General features: G+C 52.9%; 22 protein-coding genes and 1 pseudogene. 11 read left to right on the top strand and 12 right to left on the bottom strand.

Annotated features, from left to right (window positions below; genetic code table 11):
* The first annotated feature begins 4 nt into the window (after positions 1 to 4).
* The 4 genes from gcvPB to ileS all read left to right on the top strand — a co-directional run bounded on the left by gcvPB (position 5) and on the right by ileS (position 5,185).
* On the top strand, positions 5 to 1,570 hold the full coding sequence (gene gcvPB / locus AB8615_RS08345; protein WP_409432150.1) for an aminomethyl-transferring glycine dehydrogenase subunit GcvPB: 1,566 nt from the start codon (positions 5 to 7) through the stop codon (positions 1,568 to 1,570).
* A gap of 39 nt (positions 1,571 to 1,609) precedes the next feature.
* Positions 1,610 to 1,990: a hypothetical protein gene (locus AB8615_RS08340; RefSeq protein WP_409432149.1), complete on the top strand. Its 381-nt coding sequence runs from the start codon at positions 1,610 to 1,612 to the stop codon at positions 1,988 to 1,990.
* Between the two features lie 149 nt (positions 1,991 to 2,139).
* A complete protein-coding gene (locus tag AB8615_RS08335) occupies positions 2,140 to 2,427 on the top strand; it encodes a hypothetical protein (protein WP_418152171.1) in 288 nt (95 codons plus the stop codon).
* The gene (ileS, locus tag AB8615_RS08330; protein WP_418152169.1) at positions 2,324 to 5,185 is read left to right on the top strand and encodes an isoleucine--tRNA ligase; all 2,862 of its coding nucleotides are present in this window, start codon (positions 2,324 to 2,326) and stop codon (positions 5,183 to 5,185) included. Before AB8615_RS08335 ends, ileS begins: the two co-directional genes overlap by 104 nt.
* On the opposite strand, the gene pyrC is transcribed toward ileS, so the two are convergent.
* The 4 genes from pyrC to AB8615_RS08310 all read right to left on the bottom strand — a co-directional run bounded on the left by pyrC (position 5,186) and on the right by AB8615_RS08310 (position 7,581).
* Entirely contained in the window at positions 5,186 to 6,220 is a 1,035-nt protein-coding gene (gene pyrC, locus AB8615_RS08325; protein WP_409432147.1) for a dihydroorotase, read from the bottom strand.
* A gap of 59 nt (positions 6,221 to 6,279) precedes the next feature.
* Entirely contained in the window at positions 6,280 to 6,693 is a 414-nt protein-coding gene (locus AB8615_RS08320) for an META domain-containing protein (RefSeq protein ID WP_409432146.1), read from the bottom strand.
* The gene (locus AB8615_RS08315; protein ID WP_418152166.1) at positions 6,694 to 7,074 is read right to left on the bottom strand and encodes a TIGR02301 family protein; all 381 of its coding nucleotides are present in this window, start codon (positions 7,072 to 7,074) and stop codon (positions 6,694 to 6,696) included.
* Positions 7,075 to 7,149: 75 nt separating this feature from the next.
* Entirely contained in the window at positions 7,150 to 7,581 is a 432-nt protein-coding gene (locus tag AB8615_RS08310; RefSeq protein WP_409432144.1) for an NUDIX hydrolase, read from the bottom strand.
* A gap of 40 nt (positions 7,582 to 7,621) precedes the next feature.
* Here AB8615_RS08310 and AB8615_RS08305 point away from each other — a divergent pair, with 40 nt between their 5' ends.
* Positions 7,622 to 8,293, top strand: coding sequence for an SOS response-associated peptidase (locus AB8615_RS08305; RefSeq protein ID WP_418152164.1), 672 nt, complete (start codon positions 7,622 to 7,624; stop codon positions 8,291 to 8,293).
* On the opposite strand, the gene AB8615_RS08300 is transcribed toward AB8615_RS08305, so the two are convergent.
* The 6 genes from AB8615_RS08300 to AB8615_RS08275 all read right to left on the bottom strand — a co-directional run bounded on the left by AB8615_RS08300 (position 8,274) and on the right by AB8615_RS08275 (position 13,806).
* Entirely contained in the window at positions 8,274 to 9,275 is a 1,002-nt protein-coding gene (locus AB8615_RS08300) for a TIGR00341 family protein (protein WP_409432142.1), read from the bottom strand. The genes AB8615_RS08305 and AB8615_RS08300 overlap by 20 nt on opposite strands.
* Before the next feature lie 22 nt (positions 9,276 to 9,297).
* The gene (locus AB8615_RS08295) at positions 9,298 to 10,311 is read right to left on the bottom strand and encodes a YihY/virulence factor BrkB family protein (protein WP_409432141.1); all 1,014 of its coding nucleotides are present in this window, start codon (positions 10,309 to 10,311) and stop codon (positions 9,298 to 9,300) included.
* A gap of 3 nt (positions 10,312 to 10,314) precedes the next feature.
* On the bottom strand, positions 10,315 to 11,103 hold the full coding sequence (yaaA, locus tag AB8615_RS08290) for a peroxide stress protein YaaA (RefSeq protein ID WP_409432140.1): 789 nt from the start codon (positions 11,101 to 11,103) through the stop codon (positions 10,315 to 10,317).
* 116 nt (positions 11,104 to 11,219) lie between these two features.
* On the bottom strand, positions 11,220 to 12,608 hold the full coding sequence (locus tag AB8615_RS08285; RefSeq protein ID WP_418152161.1) for an FAD-binding oxidoreductase: 1,389 nt from the start codon (positions 12,606 to 12,608) through the stop codon (positions 11,220 to 11,222).
* 2 nt (positions 12,609 to 12,610) lie between these two features.
* On the bottom strand, positions 12,611 to 13,198 hold the full coding sequence (locus tag AB8615_RS08280) for an L-threonylcarbamoyladenylate synthase (protein WP_418152159.1): 588 nt from the start codon (positions 13,196 to 13,198) through the stop codon (positions 12,611 to 12,613).
* Positions 13,195 to 13,806 (bottom strand): YceI family protein, encoded by a 612-nt coding sequence (locus AB8615_RS08275; protein ID WP_418152157.1) that lies wholly within the window; start codon positions 13,804 to 13,806, stop codon positions 13,195 to 13,197. The genes AB8615_RS08280 and AB8615_RS08275 overlap by 4 nt, the downstream gene beginning before the upstream one ends.
* 59 nt (positions 13,807 to 13,865) lie before the next feature.
* On the opposite strand from AB8615_RS08275, the gene lepB reads away from it, so the two are divergent.
* The 6 genes and pseudogenes from lepB (at position 13,866) to AB8615_RS08245 (ending at position 19,098) form a co-directional block, all read left to right on the top strand.
* Positions 13,866 to 14,651 (top strand): signal peptidase I, encoded by a 786-nt coding sequence (lepB, locus tag AB8615_RS08270; protein ID WP_409432136.1) that lies wholly within the window; start codon positions 13,866 to 13,868, stop codon positions 14,649 to 14,651.
* Between the two features lie 66 nt (positions 14,652 to 14,717).
* Complete coding sequence (locus AB8615_RS08265) at positions 14,718 to 15,311, top strand: histidine phosphatase family protein (RefSeq protein ID WP_409432135.1); 594 nt, start codon at positions 14,718 to 14,720, stop codon at positions 15,309 to 15,311.
* Between the two features lie 3 nt (positions 15,312 to 15,314).
* Entirely contained in the window at positions 15,315 to 15,551 is a 237-nt protein-coding gene (locus AB8615_RS08260) for an exodeoxyribonuclease VII small subunit (protein ID WP_409432134.1), read from the top strand.
* Between the two features lie 27 nt (positions 15,552 to 15,578).
* A complete protein-coding gene (locus AB8615_RS08255; RefSeq protein ID WP_409432133.1) occupies positions 15,579 to 16,439 on the top strand; it encodes a polyprenyl synthetase family protein in 861 nt (286 codons plus the stop codon).
* A gap of 22 nt (positions 16,440 to 16,461) precedes the next feature.
* Positions 16,462 to 18,373, top strand: a pseudogene (gene dxs, locus AB8615_RS08250) (1-deoxy-D-xylulose-5-phosphate synthase).
* A 2-nt stretch (positions 18,374 to 18,375) separates the two neighbouring features.
* Complete coding sequence (locus tag AB8615_RS08245; protein ID WP_409432131.1) at positions 18,376 to 19,098, top strand: TlyA family RNA methyltransferase; 723 nt, start codon at positions 18,376 to 18,378, stop codon at positions 19,096 to 19,098.
* A 2-nt stretch (positions 19,099 to 19,100) separates the two neighbouring features.
* On the opposite strand, the gene AB8615_RS08240 is transcribed toward AB8615_RS08245, so the two are convergent.
* Complete coding sequence (locus tag AB8615_RS08240) at positions 19,101 to 20,003, bottom strand: pentapeptide repeat-containing protein (RefSeq protein WP_409432130.1); 903 nt, start codon at positions 20,001 to 20,003, stop codon at positions 19,101 to 19,103.
* Positions 20,004 to 20,130: 127 nt separating this feature from the next.
* A complete protein-coding gene (locus AB8615_RS08235; RefSeq protein WP_418153074.1) occupies positions 20,131 to 23,691 on the bottom strand; it encodes a vitamin B12-dependent ribonucleotide reductase in 3,561 nt (1,186 codons plus the stop codon).
* Positions 23,692 to 23,819: the final 128 nt, after the last annotated feature.

Here is a 23,819-nt window from a genome sequence, read left to right as displayed (position 1 = left end):
CATCATGAAAACCGAAGGACGCTCCACATCCCCAGTCGCGGCGAATATGAACCACGTTAAAACTGTGTCTGGTAGCCAAGCGCTGAACCAAGCGACGAAGTTGATTTTTGAGACTGGCACACCGCGCCGCACGGGTGTGGATATGCCCGAGCCGAAGGGTCGCGCTTCGCGTCTGGGCACTCACGCACGGAAAGGCGAGATTGGCTTGCCTGGGCTCTCCGAGCCTGAAACTATGCGCCATTATGTGCGCCTGTCACAGAAAAACTACGCGATTGACCTCGGCGTTTATCCGCTCGGCTCTTGCACGATGAAGCATAATCCGCGTTTGAACGAGAAGGTTGCGCGCATGCCCGGCTTTGCCGATGTGCATCCGTTTCAACCCGTGTCTACAGTGCAAGGCGCGCTGGAATTAATGCACGAGCTATCTCATTGGTTGATGACCCTGTGCAATATGCCAGCGGTCGCGTTGACGCCAAAAGCGGGTGCGCACGGAGAGTTGTGCGGGATGATGGCAATCCGCGCGCGGCTGGATCATGACGGCGCGAGCCATAAGCGTCGCGTTCTGGTTCCTGAATCCGCGCACGGCACGAACCCTGCAACGGCTGTGCAATGCGGTTTCACGGTCGATGAAATCCCCGCAAATAAAGGCGGCCGTGTTGATATGGACGCGCTGCGCCAGAAGCTAGAAGGCCTCGGCAAAGATAGCGACATTGCGGGCATCATGCTGACCAATCCAAATACGTGCGGTCTGTTTGAGAGCGATATTATTGAGATTTCCGAGTTGATCCACGCGGCGGGCGGATATTTCTACTGCGACGGGGCGAACTTTAACGCGCTGGTTGGGCGTGTGCGCCCGGGTGATCTGGGCGTCGATGCGATGCACATTAACCTGCACAAGACGTTCTCAACCCCGCATGGTGGCGGCGGTCCGGGCTCTGGTCCAACCGTGCTATCTGACGCGCTGAAAGACCATGCACCCGTGCCATTTGTTATCAAAACCAAAGACGGTTTCGATTTGGTCGAAGAGCCCGATGCCAAGAGTTTTGGTCGCATGTGCGCTTTCCACGGCAATATGGGCATGTATTCGCGCGCGCTATCTTACATGATGAGCCACGGTTCTGACGGCTTAAAACAAGCCACGGAAGACGCGGTACTAAACGCGAATTATGTGCAAGCGAGCCTGTCCGATGTCATGACGACCGCCTATCCTGGCACCTGCATGCACGAAGCATTGTTTGATGATCGCTTCCTGAAAGACACGGGCGTTGAGACGCTCGATTTCGCGAAAGCCATGATCGATGAGGGCTACCATCCCATGACCATGTATTTCCCGCTCGTCGTTCATGGTGCCATGTTGATCGAGCCAACGGAGTCCGAGTCCAAGGGCGAGCTTGACCGCTTCATCCGCTCTATGCGCCACCTCGCGACGAAGGCGAAATCGGGCGATGTGGAGAGCTTTAAGCAAGCACCAATTCACGCGCCCATGCGCCGCCTCGACGAAACGCAAGCTGCGCGGAAGCCTGTTTTGCGTTGGACGCCGCCCGTCGAAACACAGGAAGCGGCAGAGTAGCGCATCGTCAACGCGATTTCTGGCGTATATAGTTTTTATATGACGCCAGAAATGATCGAACAGGAATGGCTATCGTTGCGCTATTGGTCGCTGCGTTGCGTCTTGCCGACGGCGCTGATTCTGCTGGCGCTGTTGGGCCTGTTTCATGTGATGATCGACACGACGAAAGAGCTGGATGAGGGCTCTGTCATCGTCGGCTTTTTCGCGCTTTACTTCGTCCTCGTGAAAGGCGGGCATATCATCATGATCCGCTCTCTGCATTTTGAGCTAAAGAAGAAATTCGAGGAGGGCTATCGCGAGCGTTTGGCAAAATATACGCGGACAACATTCCGCAAGCGCAATCTGGGCTTCACGCTTGCGCAGATCAAACGCGAATTACTGACGGCGGAAACCAAACGGCGCGATCAGTTCAAGCGATAGTTGATGCTTTACGCGACTCCCGCGCTATGTTACCCGCTACCCATGTTGAAGATCGCCGCAATCATACGAATTATCGGCCCGGTGCGCTAAACTGCGTATCGGGATAATGTCGCCACGAGCCTTCCAACACCCTCTCATAAGAGACCCCCATGACAGACCCAAATAAACCATCTGCGCGCGATTATCGCGATACGCTTTTCCTCCCGAAGACGGACTTTCCCATGCGCGCGGGACTGCCGAAAAACGAGCCTAAATGGCTGGAATATTGGAACGAGATCGATCTTTACGGGGCGCAGCGCAAAGCCGAAAACGCCAAGGGGCCGTGGACGCTGCATGACGGCTCCGCCTTACGCCAATGGCCATATCCATATGGGCACGGCGCTGAACAAAATCCTCAAAGATGTGATCAACCGCTCCCATCAAATGCTGGGCCATGACGCCAATTACGTGCCGGGCTGGGACTGCCATGGCCTGCCGATTGAATGGAAAGTCGAAGAAGAATTTCGCGGCAAAGGTCGCCAAAAAGACGACGTCCCGGGCAGTGAGTTTCGTAAGCGCTGCCGCGAATACGCCGCGGGTTGGCTCGACACACAGCGCGAAGAATTCCAACGCCTCGGCGTCATCGGGGATTGGAAAAACCCCTATAAGACGATGAATTTCGAGAGCGAGGCCGACATTTGCGCCGAGCTTTTAAAGATCGCGAAAACAGGGCAGCTCTATCGCGGCTCCAAACCCATCATGTGGTCGCCCGTGGAGCAGACAGCGCTGGCCGAAGCGGAGGTGGAGTATCACGATAAAAAGGCCACGCAAATTTATGTGAAGTTTCCTGTTCGGGATATGCCATTCACCGATGAATTATTCAGTTTATACGCTGCGTCTGATAAAGATGATGGAGATAATTCTTTATCAAGAGAAGAATATACTTCCAGATTTGACGCAATGGTTGAAGGTTCATCGGTAGTTATCTGGACAACTACTCCTTGGACGATTCCAGCAAACCGTGCCGTTAGCTTCAGAAGAGGAATCTCGTATGGTTTGTATGAAATTCAGGAAATGGAAGATAGCGAGTTTGACCCTTGGTCAAAGCCTGGTGACAAACTAATTATCGCTGATGCTTTATGGGAGACAATCGCAAAGGCAGGTCTTATAAAAAAAGCGAAGAAACGCTTTGCGATTCCAGCTGATATTTTAGTTCAAACCACTTTATCACACCCCCTCAAAGATATGGACGGCGCTGAAGGCAAATATGATTTCCCCGTCCCGCTCCTCGAAGGCGATCACGTCACAGCTGATGCGGGTACGGGCTTTGTTCATACCGCGCCGAGCCATGGTGAGGATGATTATATCGTCTGGACGTCCAACCAGCAGAAACTCGAAGCCCTCGGTATTGACCCTGTCGTCCCTATGACGCTCGATGATGCAGGCTGTTACACGGACGTCATGCCGACCCGTTTTCAAGGCCTCGACGTTATCCGCACGTCAGGCAAGAAACGTGGCCAAGACGGCAAGGCGAACGGCGAAGTTCTCAAGGCACTCGTCGAGTGTGGCAACCTGCTCGCGCGCGGCATGCTGACCCTGCGGGACGCGCATAGCTGGCGGTCTAAAGCGCCCGTTATTCGCCGCGCCACGCCGCAATGGTTTATTTCGATGTCCAAAGGCGGCCTGCGCGATAAGGCGATTGTTGAGATTGAAAAGACGAAATTCTGGCCGGATCGCGGGCGCAACCGTATCGGCACGATGGTTGCCGACCGTCCTGATTGGTTGATCAGCCGACAACGGAATTGGGGCGTGCCGATCACGCTAATTGTTGGGCCAAAAGGCGAACTACATACAGACCGCGATGATGCGGAATTAATTAATTCCCGTATCTTGGCGGCGGTCCGCGAACACGGTGTGGACGGATGGTTCGACACGCCGCTGGAAACGCTTATGCCAGAGGGGCATGAGGGCTGGAACAAGGTGACGGATATTCTCGACGTTTGGTTTGATAGCGGTTGCACACATGCGTTCTGCCTGAAGACGCGGGACGATTTGCCTGACCGAGCGGACTTATACCTCGAAGGGTCAGACCAACATCGCGGCTGGTTCCAGAGTTCACTGCTAGAGAGTTGCGCTGTCTACGGCGAAGCGCCCTATAAAGGTGTGCTAACCCATGGTTTCGTCGTCGATGAGAAGGGGCTGAAAATGTCCAAATCTCTCGGCAATACGATGAGCCCCGAAGATATTTCCAAGCAGTTCGGTGCAGAAATTATGCGCATCTGGACGGCGAGTTCTGACTTCACGACGGACTTGAAAATCGGCAAGGAGATTATCCAAACGAATGTCGATGCCTACAGAAAGCTCCGCAATACGCTGCGCTATATGATCGGTGCTTTAGACGGATTTGATGACAGCGAAGCAGTGGATTACGTCGATATGCCAGCGCTCGAAAAATGGGTGCTGCACCGTCTATCCGAGATCACGGCAGAGCATGAAGGCTGGGTGCGCGATCACGATCATAAGAAGATATTCAGTGCGCTATTTAATTTCTGTACGGTCGATCTTTCGGCATTTTATTTCGATATTCGCAAGGATGCGCTCTATTGTGATCCGCTAAATTCCACGCGCCGCCGTGCGTGCCATACGGTGATTAACGAGGTCTTCCTCCGCCTCACAACATGGCTCGCCCCGATCATGTGCTTCACGATGGAAGAAGTTTGGCGCGCGCGGTTTGGTGAGACGGCGAAGTCAGTGCATCTGGAATTGTTTAAAGACGCACCAGAAAATTGGAAAAATTATGCACTATCGCATGAGATGAATGTAGTTCGTGAGTTCCGTACAAGGGCGCAAGAGGCGATCGAACCTTTAAGAAAAGATGGTGTAATTAAGTCTTCCTTAGAAGCAAGTTTGAAAGCTTCAGATGTAATGTTAGAAGTTGCACTAGACACTTTGGGTATTGGGTTCAAAAGGTATAACGGTCTGGATCAGGATGGAGATTATCCAAACCCATTAGAACCAGTTGATACTCTTGCTGATTATTTAATCGTTAGTGCCTGCGAGTTGACTTTGCCGAACACTGATGATCCAATTCAAGTTGAAGATTTGAAAGTAAATCCTGACTTCGCCAAATGTGAACGCTCGTGGAAGTATTTCAGACCCGAGGGTGATGCCGAGATTACGCCGCGCGACCAAGCGGCGATTGATTCTTTAAATTAATTAATTCACCGACCAAGCTAGCGTCTCGCCCGCATGGAAGGGGATAGCCTCTGTGCCGTCGGCAGTTATGCTGGCTGGGACAGTATTGTCTTTGCGGGTCAATGTCATAGTGCCTTCATTGACGGGCAGACCATAAAACGCTGGCCCGAAGAGAGAGGCAAAGCCTTCTAATTTATCGAGCGCCTTTTCTTCATCAAATGTCTTGGCGTAGCTTTCCATTGCGTGGGGCGCGCAGAAAATGCCCGCGCAACCGCAGGCGCTTTCTTTCGCGGCAACGACATGTGGCGCGGTATCTGTGCCGAGAAAGAACTTCGCATTGCCAGAGGTTGCCGCCTTGCGCAGGGCGTCACGGTGCAGTTCTCGCTTGGCGATGGGAAGGCAGTAAAAGTGCGGGCGGATGCCGCCTTGGAAAATGGCATTGCGATTGAAATCAAGATGATGCGGCGTGATTGTGGCTGCGATATTGGGGCCACTTTCCATAACGAAATCAACGGCATCCTTGGTCGTGATGTGTTCAAAAACGACTTTTAGGCCCGGGAAGTCCTGAACCAATTCTTGCAAAACTTGGTCGATGAAAACAGCTTCGCGGTCAAAAATATCAACATGCTGATCCGTGACTTCGCCGTGAATCAGAAGCGGCATGCCGATGCGTTGCATCGTTTCTAATGTGTCATGAATTTTCACAACGTCCGTCACGCCGTGAGATGAATTTGTGGTGGCGTTGGCAGGATATAATTTAGCGGCGGTGAAAACGCCTTCCGCGTGTCCGCGTTCAATCTCAGACGCGTCCATGCCATCGGTGAGGTAAGCCGTCATGAGGGGTGTGAAGTCTAATGCGGGATCGACAGCTGCCATGATCCGCTCGCGGTAGGCGCGTCCTGCTTCGACCGTTGTGACGGGTGGTTTGAGATTGGGCATGATAATCGCGCGCCCAAATTGGCGTGCCGTAAAGTCCACAACGTCTTTGAGCATTTGTCCATCACGGAGGTGAACATGCCAATCATCAGGGCGGCGAATTGTGAGGGTATTAGTCATAGCTTTGCGTTACACGCCGCCGCCGTGACTCGCAAGTCACGTCATAAAGTCAGTGACATCTAATCCCAGTCGCGGCGCTGTAGCTCTAAAATCATATCGCCTGACTCGTCATATATCACGAGCGTTTTGTGCGTCGCTTCGATACGCCGTGCCTCTTGCAAACGGGCGAGGAAGTCGGCTTCAGCCTCCATGCCGCTGGGACACATTTTTCGGGTTGAGGCGAGGGCGCCGATGGTCAACTTGTCACCGTCTTGCTCGTAATTACCGAAGAAATTATTACAGCCGCCAGACCCGATAATTTCGCCGGCTGTTTTGAACGCGACGAATTGGTCTTGCGCATTATCAGCGGGCCCCCATTCCGACCCCGCAAGGTCAGAGAGCGGGCGTTTCGCTTGATGGTCCGTGACCGCTTTGGTGCAGGCGGCGAGGCCGACTGATAATGCGACGGTGCCTAAAATGCGTAACCAGATCATTTATCTCTCCCGATACGGGTCGCCCAGCATAGAACTGAGGTGTCGTCCGTTTTCTGACAATGCGGCAACATCGGCGCTGACGGCGTTGGAGCAACGCTGGTGACGGCCTTGTTCGGCGTAATAGCCCGCGTTGAATGCGCGAATGAGTTGGCGGCGACGATCGGCGTCGTTGGGGGCTTCAACCTGTACCATGCGGCTGGCATAGTCCCGCCATTTTTGATCATTCTGACCGAAGCAAAGCGTGCGTAGATAATGGATCTGCCCCATATTCTTGGATAGCGCTTCGACGAGGCTTGTCATCGTCACCATGTCCTGTTCCACGCGCAACTCAGCGGCTTCGCGCGCTTTTTCGGCAGCTGCGCGTTTCTGTGCCGCGGTCATGGTATCTTGCGCAACTGAAGGACCAGTTAAGCTGACCATGAGGAGGAGGGTAAGAACGAATTTCATGCAACCAATTTAACTTGCTGGCTCCAAAAGACTAGCCCTTTTGGCATAGGCTTTCAAAATGACGTCCTCTGTCATGGCCCACATGTTGAGCGCAGCAATGTCTTTTACAGGCACAAATTTGGCCTGCGCCGCGTCGTCGCCCGCAACAGGTTCACCCGCCACCCATTCGGCAAGATAGTCGTGGAGGCGGTAATTAAACCCTTCGAATTTCGCCGGGATCAGGGCGATCTTGGGGCCGAGCGTAGCTGTAATTTGCGTCTCTTCCATTAACTCTCGCAGGGCAGCAACGGCCTCGGTTTCGCCCGCTTCAATCCGTCCGCCGGGAATTGACCAATCGCCTTTGCGGGGCGCTGTCCCGCGTTGTATCAGCAAGACATCTTCGCCGCGAAAGCAGATTACGCCGACACAGTCAGTAGCCTCTATTGCAGTCTTATCCGTCATATCTATTTCCCTATCGTGGTTGACCGCCTATAGCTAGGACATGTGCGGTCGTTACACATTGGCAGGGACTTTGGACGAGATTGCGTCCTACTTTGGGGCGAAAAAAGGCGAGGGCGATTTATGGGATTGGGAACCGCATTATAACATCGCGCCAGGCACTGTCGTGCCCGTGATCGCTTTTGACGGGCAGAAGCAGCGTAAGGTCGTGCCGATGCGGTGGGGCTTGCATCCTCACTGGAAAAAAGAGCCGCCAGAGGGACGTCCTTTGTTCAATGCACGCGTTGAGACAGCCTCTGAGAAGCCAAGTTTTCATACACCTTTTCGCCGCCGCCGCGCCCTGATACCCGCGACGGGGTGGTATGAATGGGAGGGTGTTGAGGCCCCGAAAACGCCTCATTATATTTACGAAGCAAAGGCCGAGATGTTTGCCTTTGTGGGACTATGGGATCAATGGCGTGTAGATGAAGGCGTGAGTTTGTTATCTTGCACGATCTTGACCACAGCAGCTATTGGCCCCGTCAAACACTTACATCACCGCATGCCCGTGCGCTTGCCAATTGACCATTGGGACCGATGGCTGGACTGGGACGCAAAGCCTGATTTCGTGCTTAGTCAGATGCTGGGTGGGGAGTGTCTACGTTATCATGCGGTAGACCGCGCTGTCGGGTCTGGTCGCGCAACAGGGTCGCAGCTTATAGAACCTGTAGATTAAGTCGGTAGGCGAGCGCGGCGAGGGCGGCGAGAAGAATAATCCAGACAGTCGCGTTGATCCTGACAGACACAGACGCCTTCCGTTGCCCCGCCCAAGTCCGTGGACGGATGCCTTTCCAGACAAAAATCAACTGCGCTGACAATACGGCACACACAACATTCACGGCGAGAAGTAACGCTGCGCCAATGGCCTTATCTGTCTCGCCTGCGCCAAGAAATAACGCTGACGCAACGGATGGCGGTAGCAAGGCGACAGCGACCATCACGCCGACTAGCGCCGATGAAATGCCTGTTGAAAGCGAGAGCGCGGCGGCTGCACCTGAGGCTAGAGCGAGGGCGATTATTTCTGGCCCGATCACTGTCCGGCTGACCATTTCCGTGCTGCCAATGTTAACGGGCATGACAAAGGAAAGTGCGTAGGCAAAGGCAAAACCGACGACGAGTCCCGTCAAAGAAGTTTTCGTCGCTTTCTTCATCAACGATAAATCACCGAGTGCTGCCGCGAGCGCGAACGCTAAGATCGGCCCAAGCAAAGGCGCAATCACCATGGCGGCAATCACAATCGCTACGCTATCGCCGTTTAGGCCAATCGCGGCCACGATCGCTGATAACACTGTCAGGATAATAAAATCGGTATTGAGTGTGCAATCGCCTGCGACCTTTTGATATAGCTCCTCACGCAGAGAAACCGTCTTGGCTTTTTGTGTGGCCTCTTTGTCAGCTTCGAGGATGGTGTCATCTGGCCGCGGGAGTGTCGCTTCAATCGGCATCACGACAACGCGCCAATCATCCCCGCCGCCCAGTAAGCTTTGCAACCGATCCACGAGGTCTTGCCCTTCACCTTTGGCGACAACTATTTCGACGGCTTTTTCGTAGCGGCCATATCCACTATCCATTGACCAATCGACAGGCTTGCAGCCTTCGATGATTTTGATGACAGCGTCCGCTTTGTCAGCGGGGAAGTTGGCTTTGATAAATCGCATAAGGAGGGTTTGCCCGAATTTTTTAGATCACGCTATCGGTTTCCTGTGGGTTGATCATTTCATCCTGCGCGTCTGACAAAGCCGTGTCGCTGGCGACGTAATCCGCCATGAAAGCGCCGCGTCGTCCCAAGGCTCTCACATGGCCGCGTGTGGTATCAGCAATGGTTTGACGCTCTAATTCAGAATTCAATTCCGCACCGACAATAATTACATTCGCCGTCAGCCATAGCCAGACAAGTAAAATGACGACAGCCGATAAACTGCCGTAAGTCGCGTTGTAATTCCCAAACTCTGCCACGAATTTTGAGAAACCATAAGAGATTAACAGCCACGACAATGTCGCGAAAGCAATACCAGGATAGACCCAACGCTTGCGGGCGGGACGCCGAGACGGGCCAAATCGGTACATAACGCCTGTCGCAAAACTAAAAATTGCGATCAGTAACAACCACGGCAAAAAGCGCGCAATCATATCTGTGAGGCCTTCTAGTCTGATGAATTTTAAGAAAGCTGGGATGCCGACAATCACGAAAAGTGATACCCAGATGAACATTAAGCTGCCCAGTGTCATCAGTCCTGCATAGATATAAAAAACGATAAAATTTCGTTTCTCCAACTCTTGATAGGCGATGTTCATGGCCCGCATCATAGCCCGAATACCTGCGCCCGCGGAAAACACAGCGACGCTGAGCGAGATCACAATGCCCCAACCGAGCGCTTGGTCAGGTGTATCAAGAACTGTGACGATCTGGTTTTGGATCACGTCAAATGCTTCGCCTGGCATGAGGGCGCTGACCGTCTCTGTGATGTCGTCAACGTCCGTGGGGTTCGCGAAAAACGAAAATAGTGAGATCGCTGCGGAGATCAGCGGAAAAACTGCCAGAAGAGAGAAGAACGCCACGCCTGCCGCGACGACGGTAACATTGTCTTGTTGGCACGTGACCGCAGTTCGCTTGATGACGGCCCACCAATCCTTAAGGGTAAACCTGAAAGGACTATCGGCTGTTGTTTGCTCGAATTCGAAATTCTGATTCAAAATTTAGCCGTTTTTTGGCGCGGGTTGAGGACGCGTAAAGACGAGCTTGTCGTCTGATGACTGTGATGCATCAAATTTGTAATCGCCGAGATTGAAGTCTCTTAATCCGTCCGCGCGGTCGACGCGTTCTTGCGTGATCCAACGCGCCATCAGTCCGCGTGCGAACTTTGTATAATATTGCACAGGGCGCGTTTTCCCATCTTTTGTTTCTAGGAACTTGGCAAAGACAACAGGCTTGTCGAGTGCTTTTTGATCAACAGCTTTGAAGTATTCATTGGACGCCAAATTGACGATGGTATGGTCGTGATGTCCATTCAGATCATCGCGCAATGTGTTGGCGATCTTGTCACCCCAAAAATCATAAAGCGATTTCCCACGCGGGTTTTCCATCTTCGTGCCCATTTCCAAACGATAGGCTTGCATAAGGTCGAGAGGGCGCAGGACGCCGTAAAGACCTGATAAAATGCGCAGATGTGTTTGTGCAAATTCTAGGTCTTGATCTGACAGAGTTTTCGCGTCCAAGCCCCAATAGACATCACCGTCAAAGGTCAACCCAGCGGGTTTGGCGGAGTTGCTTTGCCCATCGAGATTGAAGCTCTTGAAGCGGTCTGCATTTAATTCAGCCAGATTATCGGAGATATGCATTAAGCGTTTCAGATCAGCGGCCGATTGCTGTTTCGCGACTTTGGCGATCTCAACCATGTCCGAATGGAGTTGCGGATTCGTGGCTTCCAGCGCCGTGTCGGCGGGATCAAAGTTTAGTTTTTTAGCAGGGGAGAGTAGGGTAATCATTGTCTATCCTTTCCTCATAACATCAGCTTGAAACACTCAAGCCCGTATGCGTGGGTTCATGATAATATTACGATAACAGAGCCGTCGCGGATGGCAAGGCTTGCCCATAAAGCTGGCTAGACCATAACGCGCGGGTTCATGATTCGGTCGGGGTCTAGTGCGGCTTTGATGCTGCGCAATAGTGACATTTTCACAGGATCTGCGCGCGCGGCCAAATCCTCCCGTTTCATTATTCCGATTCCATGTTCGGCTGAAATCGACCCGCCGAGTTCATCGCAAATATCGAAAATCGGTTGCGAAAGCGCGTCCCAATTAGCCAGAAACGTCTCGCGGTCGGCACCTTCTGGCTGCGCGATGTTGTAGTGGATATTCCCATCACCAAAGTGCCCAAACCCGACAGGGCGACTGCCGGGAACAACCGCTTCAACCGCCGCATCGGCGAGGGCGAAGAATTCGGGAATCTTATCTATCGGAACCGTGATGTCGTGCTTGATTGATCCGCCGAGGAATTTTTGCCCTGCGCTCATATGTTCACGAATATTCAAAAGCTGGATGGCTTGAGTGTCTGATTGCGCAATAACGGCGTCACGTATGAGGTTAGCTTCAAACGCCTTGCCCAGCAAGTTCTCGGCCAACGCCGCCCCTTCTGCTTCGCTGCCGACTTCCCAATCTACCAATACATACCAGGGGTGGCGCGCATCGAACGGGTCTTTCGCACTGTCGATATTATCCACCACAGCGCGGTAACCAATGGCAGGCATGACTTCAAACATGGCAAGTTGTCCGCCTGCGCGAAGTGTGTCCAGTAATGCAACTGCGATCGTCGCACTCTCCACAGCCAATAAGGCTCGCTGCACAAACCCCGGCTTGGGAAACAGTTTGAGGCTTGCTGCTGTGATAATGCCGAGCGTGCCTTCTGCGCCGAGAAATAGTCGATTTAAATCATAGCCCGTATTGTCTTTGCGCAGGCTCGTTAGCCCGTTGAAAATCTCACCGCTCGGCAAAACGACTTCTACGCCAAAGACTAATTCCTTCGTTGTGCCGTATTTCAGCACGTGATTACCGCCCGCATTGGTCGATAAAATCCCGCCCACTGTGCAACTGCCTTGGCTGGCGATCAGCATAGGGAATTTGCGGTTGGCTGTGTCTGCGGCGTCGTGGACAGCTTGCACAGTCGCGCCCGCTTCGACGATCATCGCGTTGGATGTGGGGTTTACCTCGCGGATAGCGGTCATCTTCTTGAGGCTAAGGAGAACTTCATTTTGCGGTGTTTGACCCCCCACGAGGCCCGTATTTCCGCCCTGCGGCACGATAGGGAGCTTATGCTTGGCGCAAATTCTGACCGCGTCCGAGACCTCCTGCGTGCTGCGGGGGGTGAGCATGATGGGGGTTTGACCGAAATATTTGTCGCGCCATTCGGTCAAGTGCGGTGCGATAATGTCGATGTCTTGTGTCCATGCGCCAGCGGGCAGGGCAGCTTTCAACTCTGCAATCCCGTCCTGCATATCTAGAGCCAATTCATATCGATTTGCTTGAGTACGCTTATCGGCAATGCACCTTGGCGGAGCAATTTCACGCCCTTACCCGTCACAGATAAAATCGTTGAGGGGGCCCCATTTTCGCAAGGCCCAGAGTCTAATACCGCATCAACTCTTGCATTGATCGTCGTATTCGCCGTTGCGCTCTCTGGTTCGCCCGCGCGGTTGGCGCTGGTCAGCGCGAGCGGGGTTTTGAGCAGTGTGTCGGTCCATTCTATGTCTGGAAAGCGCAGTGAAATTGTCGTGCCATGTTGGCCGTAACAGCGCGGATCGAGCAAAATATCTGTCGCAGGCAGGACGAGTGAGAGCGACCCAGGCCAAAATGTATCCGCCAGTTGCCGTGCAATATCGTTAAACTCTGCAAACTTTTCTGCTGCCGCGATAGAGCCAATACAGACGGCGAGGGGTTTGGTAAAAACGCGGCCTTTAATCTCGTAAATACGGTCAATCGCGTCTTGATCATGGGCGCGACCCGCTATGCCGTAAATGGTTTCAGTCGGCAGAACACAGACACCGCCATCATCTAAAATGTCTTCGATTTGGGCGAGGGTGGTCATTGGGCTTCGTTGAACTCTGCTTGAATATTGAGAGAAATCTTGTCGCCGATATTACCGAGCGTGATGAGGTAGTCCATCCCGAAATCCGACCGATTAAAGGTGCCCGTTGCCGAAAAGCCGAGTGTTTTTCCTGGATTGCCAAAGCTCTTGCCTGCCCCGTTAAAGACGACATCTAAAGTCACGGGTTTTGTGACGCCGCGCAGAGTTAGGTCGCCCGTTACCGTGCCGCGATTGTCACCTGTTTTTACAATAGCCGCCGAAACATAGCGTATCTCTGGGTAGCTATCTGCATCGAAGTAATTGGCGCTGGTCGCGAGAGTTTCGTCAAAGTCAGGGAGGCCCGTATTGACGCTGCGTGGGTCAATCCGAATGTCTATGCGACTTGTCTCTGGTGCGTCTTGATTAAATTCCAGCGCGCCCGAAATGCTATCAAACCGCGCCGTATATTGCGACAGCCCCGCATGAGAGAGAGACCAGTTCACACTCGCATGTGTAGGGTCGAGTTTGTAATTTCCACTGGGCGCCGCACTGACTTGTTGAACGGCGGGACTAATACAGCCCAATAAGACAATAGCTGCGGGCGCAAGAAAGATATGTTTGATCATCATTGCGATATAACCCTCTGCGAAGGTGAAAGAAAGTGTTGAAAATTTTTTGACCTTCGCCCATGCCCAGTTTGATGTTCAAACGTGCAAAATCTATTCCCAAAGCTGAGGTCGAGCCAAAGTCGCTCAAGGGCCGTATAGTTGAGGAACTTACCTTCTTCAGCGGATTGGCCGTTGTTTTGCTCAGCATGATGACGTTTGTTTGGGGGCATTTCAAAATCCCAAGCGAGAGCATGTTGCCAACATTAGAAGTCGGCGATCATATCTATGTCTCAAAATTTGCCTACGGCTTTTCCCGTCACTCCTTGCCATTTGGCTTGCACGCCATTCCTGGACTGCCAGACGGAAAATTTATGGATAGCTTGCCGACTCGCGGCGATGTGGCGGTCTTTCGGAATCCAAAATCTGGTATGATCATGATCAAGCGTATTGTTGGCCTGCCGGGCGACAAAATTCAAATCAACCGTGGACGGTTGACGTTAAACGGCAAAGAAATCGCGCGCGCTCCCGTCGATAACTATCTCTACCGCGAGCATAAAGGCCGCAAGGTCGGCGTCGATGTCTATACGGAGCAGTTGCCAGGCCAAAAAGACGTGCATTATATCTACGAGCAAACGGACCAAGGCCCGCTGGATAATACGGGGGTTTTCACTGTCCCTGCTGGGGCGGTGTTTTTCATGGGTGATAATCGGGATAATTCTACCGATTCTCGGGATCCTAATGGCCCCGGATTTGTACCGCTTGATCATTTGATGGGCCGCGCGGATTTGATGATGTTCTCGTTTAAACAATGCGACAAGGAAGAGGGGCTTCGCTGTCCGCCCAAGCGTTTCATGCAAAAGCTCTGATTGCACGCTCGCGCAGCGATAACCGACTCGACAGTCGGGGCGGCGCAGACTATTTCAGGCTCCGATATGTCACACGATACCATCATTATTGCTCGCCACGGAAAGCCTGCGCTATCGCGAAAGCAGCGCATGGTGTGGCGTGAATATCGGGATTGGTGGGTGAAATATGATGCGGGCACGATAGTCCCCGACCAGAAAGTGCCTAAGAAATTGAAGAAATGGGCTAAAAAAGCCGATATTCTGATTAGTAGCCCGCTGCCCCGCGCGTATGACAGCCTCGTTTTGGCCGCTGGGAAAGAGCCCGATCATAGCTGGCCCGAATTAGTCGAGGCGGCTTTGCCTTCGCCACATCTGGGAACGCTGAAATTTCGTCCAAAAACTTGGGGAACATGGTCGCGAATCGTTTGGTTTTGGGGCTGGCCTGATGGTATGGAAAGTCACGGCGAAGCCCGTCAGCGCGCTAATCTGGCTGCAGATAAATTAGGCGAGCAAGCGGCGGGCGGAAAAATTGTCTATGTTTCAGCCCATGGCTGGATCAACCGCATGATCAAAGGGTCGTTAAAAAAGCGCGGCTGGAAATGTGTCGCTCAGAACGGCGATTTGCATTGGAGTTTTCGGCGTTTCACGCGCCCCACACAAGACGAAATGGCTAGAGATTAAATTATGGCAGATACACCAATCAAAGAGATGAGTTTCGAGGCGGCGCTGGCCGAGTTGGAAAACATTGTTGAAAAACTTGAGCGTGGCGATGCCCCGTTGGAAGAGAGCATCACGATATATCAGCGCGGCGCAAAACTGAAAGCGCATTGTGAAGGTAAGCTCAAAGATGCCCAGATGAAAGTCGAAAAGATTGTGCTGGACGGGCAGGGCAATGCATCAACGGCTGACTTTGACGGCTAAACCTTGTCGGCTGATTTCAAAACCAGATTGAGCGAGTGCGCCGCGCGGATTGAGGTCGTGCTCGACGCGCTTTTGCCTGTCACTCAGGGTCATCAAGCGGTGATTATGGAGGCGATGCGCTACGCGGCGCTGGGCGGTGGAAAGCGGTTGCGTCCTTTCTTAGTGATTGAAACCGCGAAGATGCTCGGCGCGTCTGGCAAAGCCGTTGAGGCGACAGCGGCGGCGCTGGAATGTCTGCATGTTTACTCCCTTGTTCACGACGATTTGCCCTGCATGGATGATGATGATCTGCGGCGCGGGAAGCCTACCGTTCACAAGGCTTATGACGAGGCAATGGCGGTGCTGGCGGGTGACGGGCTACTGACTGTGGCCTTTGAGATGATCGCGACTTGCGATGCGGACCCTGCGACCAGAGTTCAACTTATCGCGATGCTCGCCAAAGCGGGCGGGACGCACGGCATGATAGGCGGACAAGTTATAGATATGACCGTTGCCGAAAAAGAACGTGACGAAGCCCTGATTACACAGCTTCAAAATCTCAAAACAGGCGCACTGATAGAATATGCTGTGCTGGCGGGTGCTGTGCTGGCGGGGGCAAGCGATGATCAAAAGTCTGCTTTGCAAAGCTACGCCCGCGATATGGGCCTCGCTTTCCAAATCAAAGACGATATTTTAGACGTTGAAGGCGATGCAGAGATCGTCGGTAAAGCTGTGGGCAAGGACGAAAACCTCGGGAAAGCCACATTTGTGTCAATCTTGGGCCTTGAGGGCGCGCGAAAGACAGCTGCAGAATTAGGCGCACGGGCAAAGAGTCACCTTGCGCCCTTTGGTGAAAACGCACAAACACTGTGTGATACAGTCGATTTTGTGATTGGCAGGTCTCACTAAGGACTTGAGGAAAGACGAATACATGGTGGATACGCCCCTATTAGACACAGTAAAATACCCCGCAGATATGCGGAATTTTTCGCGTGAGCAACTCAAGCAGCTGGCGGATGAACTCCGAAGTGAAGTGATTGACGCGGTGTCTGTCACGGGCGGACATTTGGGCGCTGGCCTCGGCGTGGTCGAACTGACCGTTGCGATCCATTACTTGTTCAATACACCAGACGACAAGCTGATTTGGGATGTGGGGCATCAATGTTATCCGCATAAAGTCTTGACGGGGCGGCGGGATCGTATTCGCACGTTACGTAAGGGCGGAGGTCTGTCTGGCTTCACAAAACGCGCCGAGAGTGAATACGACCCATTCGGTGCTGCCCATAGTTCCACCTCTATTTCAGCTGGTATGGGTTTTGCGACCGCGCGCGACCTCGCTGGCAAAGGGGGCCACGTGATCTCCGTCATTGGCGATGGCTCGATCACGGCGGGTATGGCTTATGAGGCGATGAACAATGCGGGGGCGACAGACTCGCGCCAAATCGTGATCCTCAACGACAATGATATGTCGATTGCGCCGCCCGTCGGCGCGATGAGCCATTTGCTCTCCCGAACTATCAGTAGCGGTGGCTATCAAACCCTGCGCAGTGCAGCGAAGTCCGCGATTGCCAATGCGCCGCGTCCGATCAAGTCAACCGCTCGCAAGGCCGAAGAATATACACGCGGCATGTTTATGGGGGGGACATGGTTTGAAGAACTAGGTTTTTATTATGTCGGGCCAGTCGATGGCCACGATTTGGATGCGCTGATTCCTGTGCTAGAAAACGTCAAAAAAATGAAAGAGGGCCCAGTCCTCATTCATGTCGTAACGCAGAAAGGCAAAGGCTACGCCCCTGCCGAAGCATCCGCCGACAAATATCACGGCGTGAGTAAATTCAATGTGGTCACGGGGGAGCAGAGCAAATCTATTCCCAATGCGCCCAGTTATACGTCTGTTTTTGGACAGCAATTAGTGAAGCAAGCCGAAAAAGACGACAAAATCGTCGGTATCACTGCCGCTATGCCTGGCGGCACAGGCATGAATATCTTTGGCAAAGCCTTTCCTGACCGCATGTTTGATGTCGGAATCGCGGAGCAACATGCGGTGACCTTCGCCGCAGGTCTTGCAGCTGACGGCTTTAAGCCGTTTTGCGCGATCTATTCGACCTTTTTGCAGCGTGGTTATGACCAAGTCGTGCATGATGTCTGTATTCAAAACCTGCCAGTCCGCTTTGCTATGGACCGCGCGGGTCTTGTGGGCGCCGACGGAGCCGACCCATGCGGGGGCGTTTGACATTGCCTATCTTGGCTGCTTGCCGAATATGGTCTTGATGGCGGCGGCGGATGAAGCCGATTTAGCGCGTATGGTCGCCACATCAGTCGCCTATAATGAAGGCCCTATGGGCTTCCGATATGCGCGCGGCGAAGCGACGGGTATTGAAATTCCTGAAACCCCCGAAGTGCTGGACATCGGCAAAGGACGTATCTTGCGCGAGGGCACACGCATCGCTCTGCTGTCTTATGGGACACGCTTGGGCGAAGCAATGCAGGCTGCGCAACAGCTCGAAACTTTGGGACTTTCAGCGACGGTTGCCGATGCCCGTTTTGCGAAGCCACTGGACACAGAATTGGTCAATCGACTGGCTGATGAGCATGAGGTTTTGATCACGATTGAAGAGGGGTCTGTGGGCGGTTTCGGCGCATTTGTTTTGCACGCTCTGGCTGATGCTGGACGGCTGGATAACGGCCTGAAAATTCGAACCATGACTCTACCAGATACATTCATTGATCATGACACGCCTGCTAAGATGTATGAACAAGCGGGCCTTGATGCTGACGCGATTGTCGAGACTGTGTTCAAGGCTTTGGGACAAAGTTTAAGCTCTTCTGTTAGCCTCGCATAACCATGCGTGCTGATCTCTGGCTCGTCGCGAATGGGCATTACGAGTCGCGGGCGCGGGCGCAAGCGGCGATAAAGGCGGGGCTTGTCACGGTGGGCGGACAGCGCGTGAAAAAGCCTTCCGAATCTATCGCCGATGACGCCGACGTGTCGGCTCGGCACGAGCATCCATGGGTGTCGCGGGGCGGTCTGAAATTAGTGCATGCCCTCAAGACATTTTCTGTAAATCCGAAAGATAAAATCTGCCTAGATGTTGGATCATCGACGGGTGGGTTTTGCGATGTCCTCCTGTCAAGCGGCGCAGCACATATCTACGCTGTCGATGTCGGTCAGGGTCAATTACATCAACGATTACAAGGAAATAAGTCAATAACTTCAATGGAGCAGCAAGACTCGCGGACGCTGACTATGGATCATTTTGGAACGCCGCCGCAATTAATTGTCTGCGACGTCAGTTTCATTTCCGCGATGAAAGCATTGGAAACACCTCTCCGTTTGGCGGCTGGAAAAGCTGAATTAACTACCTTGGTCAAACCACAATTCGAAGTCGGTAAATCCAACATTGGACGTGGTGGAATTGTGCAGTCTGAAAGCCTCGCACTGCAGTCATTATCTGACGTCGCCGCTTGGGTTACACGACAAGGGTGGGACGTTATCGCGACGTGTCAATCGCCCATCAAAGGCGGATCAGGTAATACTGAATACCTGCTCCATGCGCGGCGGGGTTAGGTTTAACGTTCAATCGCGCGCTTAGAATTCACAAGGTCTGAATGGATGCTTTGCAACTTGCGACGGAGGGGGCGATTGTCCGAAGGTGTCGCTTCCAAAATCACTTCAACATCTTTGATTGCGCGTTCTAAGCGACGGGCGGCCAATGCCATTTCAGGGTCCATATTGTCGTGATTGTGAGACAGTTCCGCAACCATAGAACCTTCGCAATACGGCACAGAAAATCCGAGCGGCAGACGCGTATTCATATTCCCGCAGGCTGCATCTAATTGCTCCTGCTTTAAGCCTTGTGCTTGCGATAAATCAGCGCCCGATAGATCAGAGTCTGAGAGGTCTGTGCGAAGTAGAATAGCATTGCCAAATTTCACGCCACGCAAATTGCTGCCGTTAAGTTTCGCGTCTTCAAGGTTCACATGATCCAAGCGCGAACCTTCGAAATTAGATCCTGTGAAATCAACAGATGTCGCATTGGCATTGATCATATTGGAGTCCCGCAAATCATTGCCCATGAATTGGCCACGGGAGAGGTCAGCACGTTCGAAGTTGATGTCTTTCATGGCAGAATTAGACAGATGCGCCTCCGTCAGTGTCGCGTCTTCCATCATCGCGCCTGCCATTTTGACGTCATCCCCCTCTAGGCGATAGAGCAAAGCTTTACGAAAATGTGCGCCTGTCAGGTCAGAGCCGTGGACTTGTCCGCCAGATAAGTTTGAATTGTTAAACACAGACCCTGCAAAATTCGCATTTTTGAGCTGCATCCCGTTCATGCGCTTATTGGACAGGTCGCATTGCGCGCAAGAGCCTGACGAGGCGTGGACGCGGGCATCGACGCGCATTTGCCCGTGCGCAGGAACGGCAAGGCTAAAAACTGCCAAAACCGTCAGTGTTGGGACGTGTAATCTCATAGATGCAATATAGCGCGTCCTCGCGACGCTTCCCCATTTAAAAAGCCGTAAGGTTTCAGGAAATAGCAGTGGGTGTGACAAATTAGGGACAATATTTATTGCGGGGAGTTTGCGCGGAAGAGCTGTGTTAGGAACAGCCTGTCGTCGTCCCGCAACTATCGCATTTCAAGCATGTGCCATTTCGGATTAGGGTGAAATGTCCACATTCGGGGCAGGGGTCACCTGTATAGCCCCTAAATCTCGCTGTTTTTGCGGGAGACGCGGCCTTGGCCGATTGAGTGACAATTTCCTCCACTGGGTCGCTATCAAGTGCCAGAGAGAGCGGATCAGCCTCAGGGGTGTCGGGCGAGTCGTCGGCTTCCGTCGGTGTAAATGGCACAATATTGCTTTCCTCCCGTCCCTCATTGACCGTTTTATGGGCTGCCGAGCGGAGGAAGCCACTGGAGGCTTGGCTACGATCGCGGTCTGCATTGCGCTCGATTTCGCCTAATCCAAGTTGATCGGGTGCTGTTGCATTGGGATCAACATGGGCGAGATCGTTCCAGCCGAGATAGGAAATACCGAGTTCGCGAAAAATATAGTCGAGGATGGAGTTTGCGAATTTGATGCGGTCATTCCCTGTCACTGACCCACTAGGCTCGAACCGGGTGAAGACGAAAGCTTCGACAAATTCTTCGAGCGGGACGCCGTATTGCAAGCCGATAGAAATCGCGATGGCAAAGTTGTTCATCAACGAGCGAAAGGCGGCGCCCTCTTTGTGCATATCAATAAATATTTCGCCGAGCTGGCCGTCTGCAAATTCGCCCGTATGAAGGTAGACCTTATGCCCGCCGACGGATGACTTTTGAATATAGCCCTTGCGCCGATCCGGCAGGCGGTTGCGGCGGGCGGGGCGCTCGACCACGCGCTCGATAATCTTCTCAGCGACAATACGAATACGCTCGACAGTATTATCGTTCAGGCTCTCTTCCATCGCCTCAATGTCTCCGTCATCAAAGACAGCACTGTTGAGCGGTTGGCTGAGTTTGGATCCATCGCGATAAAGTGCAACAGCTTTCAGGCCAAGCTCCCATGCGCTTTGATAGATTGTCGCGCAGTCTTTGATCGTGGCAGTGCGAGGCATATTCACTGTTTTGGAAATAGCGCCAGAGATAAACGGCTGCGCCGCAGCCATCATCTTAATGTGAGATTCCGCTGATAGCGAACGTGTTCCAATTCTCCCGCAAGGCGTCGCGCAATCAAATACGGGAAGATGGGCGGCTTTCAGATGCGGGGCGCCTTCTACTGTCATGGCCCCTAAGACATGAAGGTTGGCGGCCTCAATTACGGCTTGGCTGAACCCCAGAAGCGGCAAGAGATCATTTCCTGATTTTGTGAGTTGTTCGTCCGTGAAGCCGAGTTGTTTGAGGCACATATCTTTGCCTAAAACATCAACACTAAAGGCAAATCGAATATCGTAGCTCGCAGTAATTTCATTCTCTATTTTAGCAATATCATCCTCTGAAAAACCTATTGAATTCAGCGCACTATGATTGATAGCTGGAGCATCCGCGAGCGTTTTATGACCGAGCGCATAGGTAATAATATCATCGATTTGAGCCTGAGAATACCCCAATTTAGCAAGGGCTTCGGGGACGGCTTGATTGATGATTTTGAAGAACCCGCCGCCTGCGAGTTTCTTGTATTTGACAAGAGCGAAGTCAGGTTCAATTCCCGTAGTGTCGCAATCCATGAGTAGGCCGATCGTGCCTGTCGGGGCGATCACGCTGACTTGCGCATTGCGAAATCCGTATGACTTTCCGTTCTTTAGCGCAGCGCCCCATGCCATCTGCGCGGCAGGACGAAGACTTGAAAACGGCGAATTAATTAATTCCAACTCTAGTTTTTCAAGGGCTAATTTATGGGCATTGATGACATCTAACATCGGTTTTTTATTGGCGTCATATCGATCAAATGCGCCCAGTGATTTTGCCATCTCGCTAGAGGTTTGGTAGGCGACGCCAGACAGGAGAGCGGTGATGTTTCCAGCAACACCGCGCCCCATATCGCTGTCATAGGCCAGTCCAGCACGCATCAATAGTCCGCCGAGATTGGCGTAACCTAGTCCCAAAGTTCTGTAGTCGTGAGACCGTTGCGCAATGGCTTGGCTAGGAAATTGTGCCATGGCGACAGAGATTTCCAGTATGATTGTCCAGAGCCGTGTAGCATGTTCAAACGCTGCAATATCGAAGTCCTGCCCGTCATAGAATTTCACCAGATTTAGGGAGGCGAGATTGCAGGCGGTGTCGTCCAAAAACATGTATTCAGAACATGGATTAGACGCACGGATAGGGCCATCATTGGAGCAAGTGTGCCAGCGATTAATCGTATCGTGAAACTGCAATCCAGGGTCGGCACTGCTCCACGCGGCACGGCTGATCGCTTGCCATAGATCACGGGCCTTGAGCGTCCGGCTAACCGCGCCGTCTACTCGGCGGATCAGTGTCCAATCTTCATCACTTTCAACCGCCGCCATAAAAGCGTCGGTCACACGGACTGAGTTATTGGCGTTCTGCCCTGACACAGTTTGGTAAGCTTCGCTGTCCCAATCGGCTGTCAGCTCTGTGATATGCAACTCTGTTTCGCCTTGTTTGGCTAGGTGGATCACGCGGTCGATGGCTCCACTGGGGACTCCACTCCGCAAAGCTCTCGCCATAGCCCGCTTCAAGTTAGGATTTTTCGCAGGATCTGTCCCGTCTGCACACGCCGCCATGACGGCTCCTAAATCCTGTTTGAGAACTTTCGTGCCTGCGACGAGAGCCGCGACCTTCATTTCCTCCGCTGTCTTCCAGCCGATAAAGGCTTCGATATCAGGGTGGTCAACGTCAACAATCACCATCTTGGCAGCGCGACGTGTTGTGCCACCTGATTTGATTGCGCCCGCTGACACATCACCGATTTTGAGAAAGCTCATCATGCCAGAGCTGGTTCCACCGCCGGACAGTGGCTCGCCTGCGCCGCGTAAGTTTGAGAAATTCGTGCCTGTGCCAGAGCCGTACTTGAACAGTCGCGCCTCGCGCTGCCATAAATCCATGATCCCATTTTCGCCGATCAGGTCATCGCCAAGCGATTGAATGAAGCAGGCATGAGGTTGTGGGCGTTCATAGGCGTTGTCTGACAGCACAGCCTGGCCGTCCGTGTTGACATACCAATGGCCTTGCGCGCGACCTTCTATACCGTAGGCCCAGTGCAGGCCTGTATTAAACCATTGCGGTGAATTGGGGGCTGCCATTTGGGTCGCCAGCATATAGCGAAGTTCGTCATAAAACGTCTGCGCGTCGTCTTCGCTGTCGAAATAGCCGCCTTTCCAGCCCCAGTAAGTCCAGCAGCCTGCGAGGCGGTCAAACACCTGCCGGGCGTCTTTTTCACTGCTGAGTTTGGCATTCTTGGCAGGTTTGCGGCGTTGCAGCCAAGTCGGAACACCCGTCTCTCGGCGGGCGGTGGTGGTGTCTGGGACACCCGCGCGACGCATGTATTTTTGCGCTAAAATATCGCACGCGACTTGCGACCAATTTTCCGGCGCGTGAAAGCTGACCGTATCAGTGAGCTTGGCACCAGAGAGATGACGCACCACACTATCGCGCGGCACGAAACTGATACCCTCATAGGCGTTTTGGCCTGTTTTCGTAAAATACCGCTTAATTTCCATGTGCATAAGATAAGCCTTTTACAGCTGCGCAACAAGAGCGCGCCATTCTTGGCCATATTTGTGTCACATCGCCGCTTTACGAGCGAGGCGTAGGCGGGCATAACGCGCTTGAAACAAACGGGTCTGGA

It is taken from the genome of Litorimonas sp. RW-G-Af-16 (genome assembly GCF_048319245.1).
Lineage (GTDB): Bacteria > Pseudomonadota > Alphaproteobacteria > Caulobacterales > Maricaulaceae > Litorimonas.
This window is presented reverse-complemented; position numbering and strand designations above follow the sequence as displayed.

Coding starts and splice junctions, on each gene's coding strand:
- AB8615_RS08305 (WP_418152164.1), top strand. CDS start 7,622: ATGTGCGGTCGTTACACATTGGCAGGGACTTTGGACGAGATTGCGTCC.
- AB8615_RS08240 (WP_409432130.1), bottom strand. CDS start 20,003: ATGAGATTACACGTCCCAACACTGACGGTTTTGGCAGTTTTTAGCCTT.
- AB8615_RS08340 (WP_409432149.1), top strand. CDS start 1,610: ATGACGCCAGAAATGATCGAACAGGAATGGCTATCGTTGCGCTATTGG.
- gcvPB (WP_409432150.1), top strand. CDS start 5: ATGAAAACCGAAGGACGCTCCACATCCCCAGTCGCGGCGAATATGAAC.
- AB8615_RS08310 (WP_409432144.1), bottom strand. CDS start 7,581: ATGACGGATAAGACTGCAATAGAGGCTACTGACTGTGTCGGCGTAATC.
- AB8615_RS08245 (WP_409432131.1), top strand. CDS start 18,376: ATGCGTGCTGATCTCTGGCTCGTCGCGAATGGGCATTACGAGTCGCGG.
- AB8615_RS08275 (WP_418152157.1), bottom strand. CDS start 13,806: ATGATGATCAAACATATCTTTCTTGCGCCCGCAGCTATTGTCTTATTG.
- AB8615_RS08285 (WP_418152161.1), bottom strand. CDS start 12,608: ATGCAGGACGGGATTGCAGAGTTGAAAGCTGCCCTGCCCGCTGGCGCA.
- AB8615_RS08265 (WP_409432135.1), top strand. CDS start 14,718: ATGTCACACGATACCATCATTATTGCTCGCCACGGAAAGCCTGCGCTA.
- AB8615_RS08260 (WP_409432134.1), top strand. CDS start 15,315: ATGGCAGATACACCAATCAAAGAGATGAGTTTCGAGGCGGCGCTGGCC.
- AB8615_RS08280 (WP_418152159.1), bottom strand. CDS start 13,198: ATGACCACCCTCGCCCAAATCGAAGACATTTTAGATGATGGCGGTGTC.
- AB8615_RS08315 (WP_418152166.1), bottom strand. CDS start 7,074: ATGACCGCGGCACAGAAACGCGCAGCTGCCGAAAAAGCGCGCGAAGCC.
- AB8615_RS08235 (WP_418153074.1), bottom strand. CDS start 23,691: ATGGAAATTAAGCGGTATTTTACGAAAACAGGCCAAAACGCCTATGAG.
- AB8615_RS08320 (WP_409432146.1), bottom strand. CDS start 6,693: ATGATCTGGTTACGCATTTTAGGCACCGTCGCATTATCAGTCGGCCTC.
- AB8615_RS08300 (WP_409432142.1), bottom strand. CDS start 9,275: ATGCGATTTATCAAAGCCAACTTCCCCGCTGACAAAGCGGACGCTGTC.
- lepB (WP_409432136.1), top strand. CDS start 13,866: ATGCCCAGTTTGATGTTCAAACGTGCAAAATCTATTCCCAAAGCTGAG.
- yaaA (WP_409432140.1), bottom strand. CDS start 11,103: ATGATTACCCTACTCTCCCCTGCTAAAAAACTAAACTTTGATCCCGCC.
- pyrC (WP_409432147.1), bottom strand. CDS start 6,220: ATGACTAATACCCTCACAATTCGCCGCCCTGATGATTGGCATGTTCAC.
- AB8615_RS08335 (WP_418152171.1), top strand. CDS start 2,140: ATGACAGACCCAAATAAACCATCTGCGCGCGATTATCGCGATACGCTT.
- ileS (WP_418152169.1), top strand. CDS start 2,324: ATGACGGCTCCGCCTTACGCCAATGGCCATATCCATATGGGCACGGCG.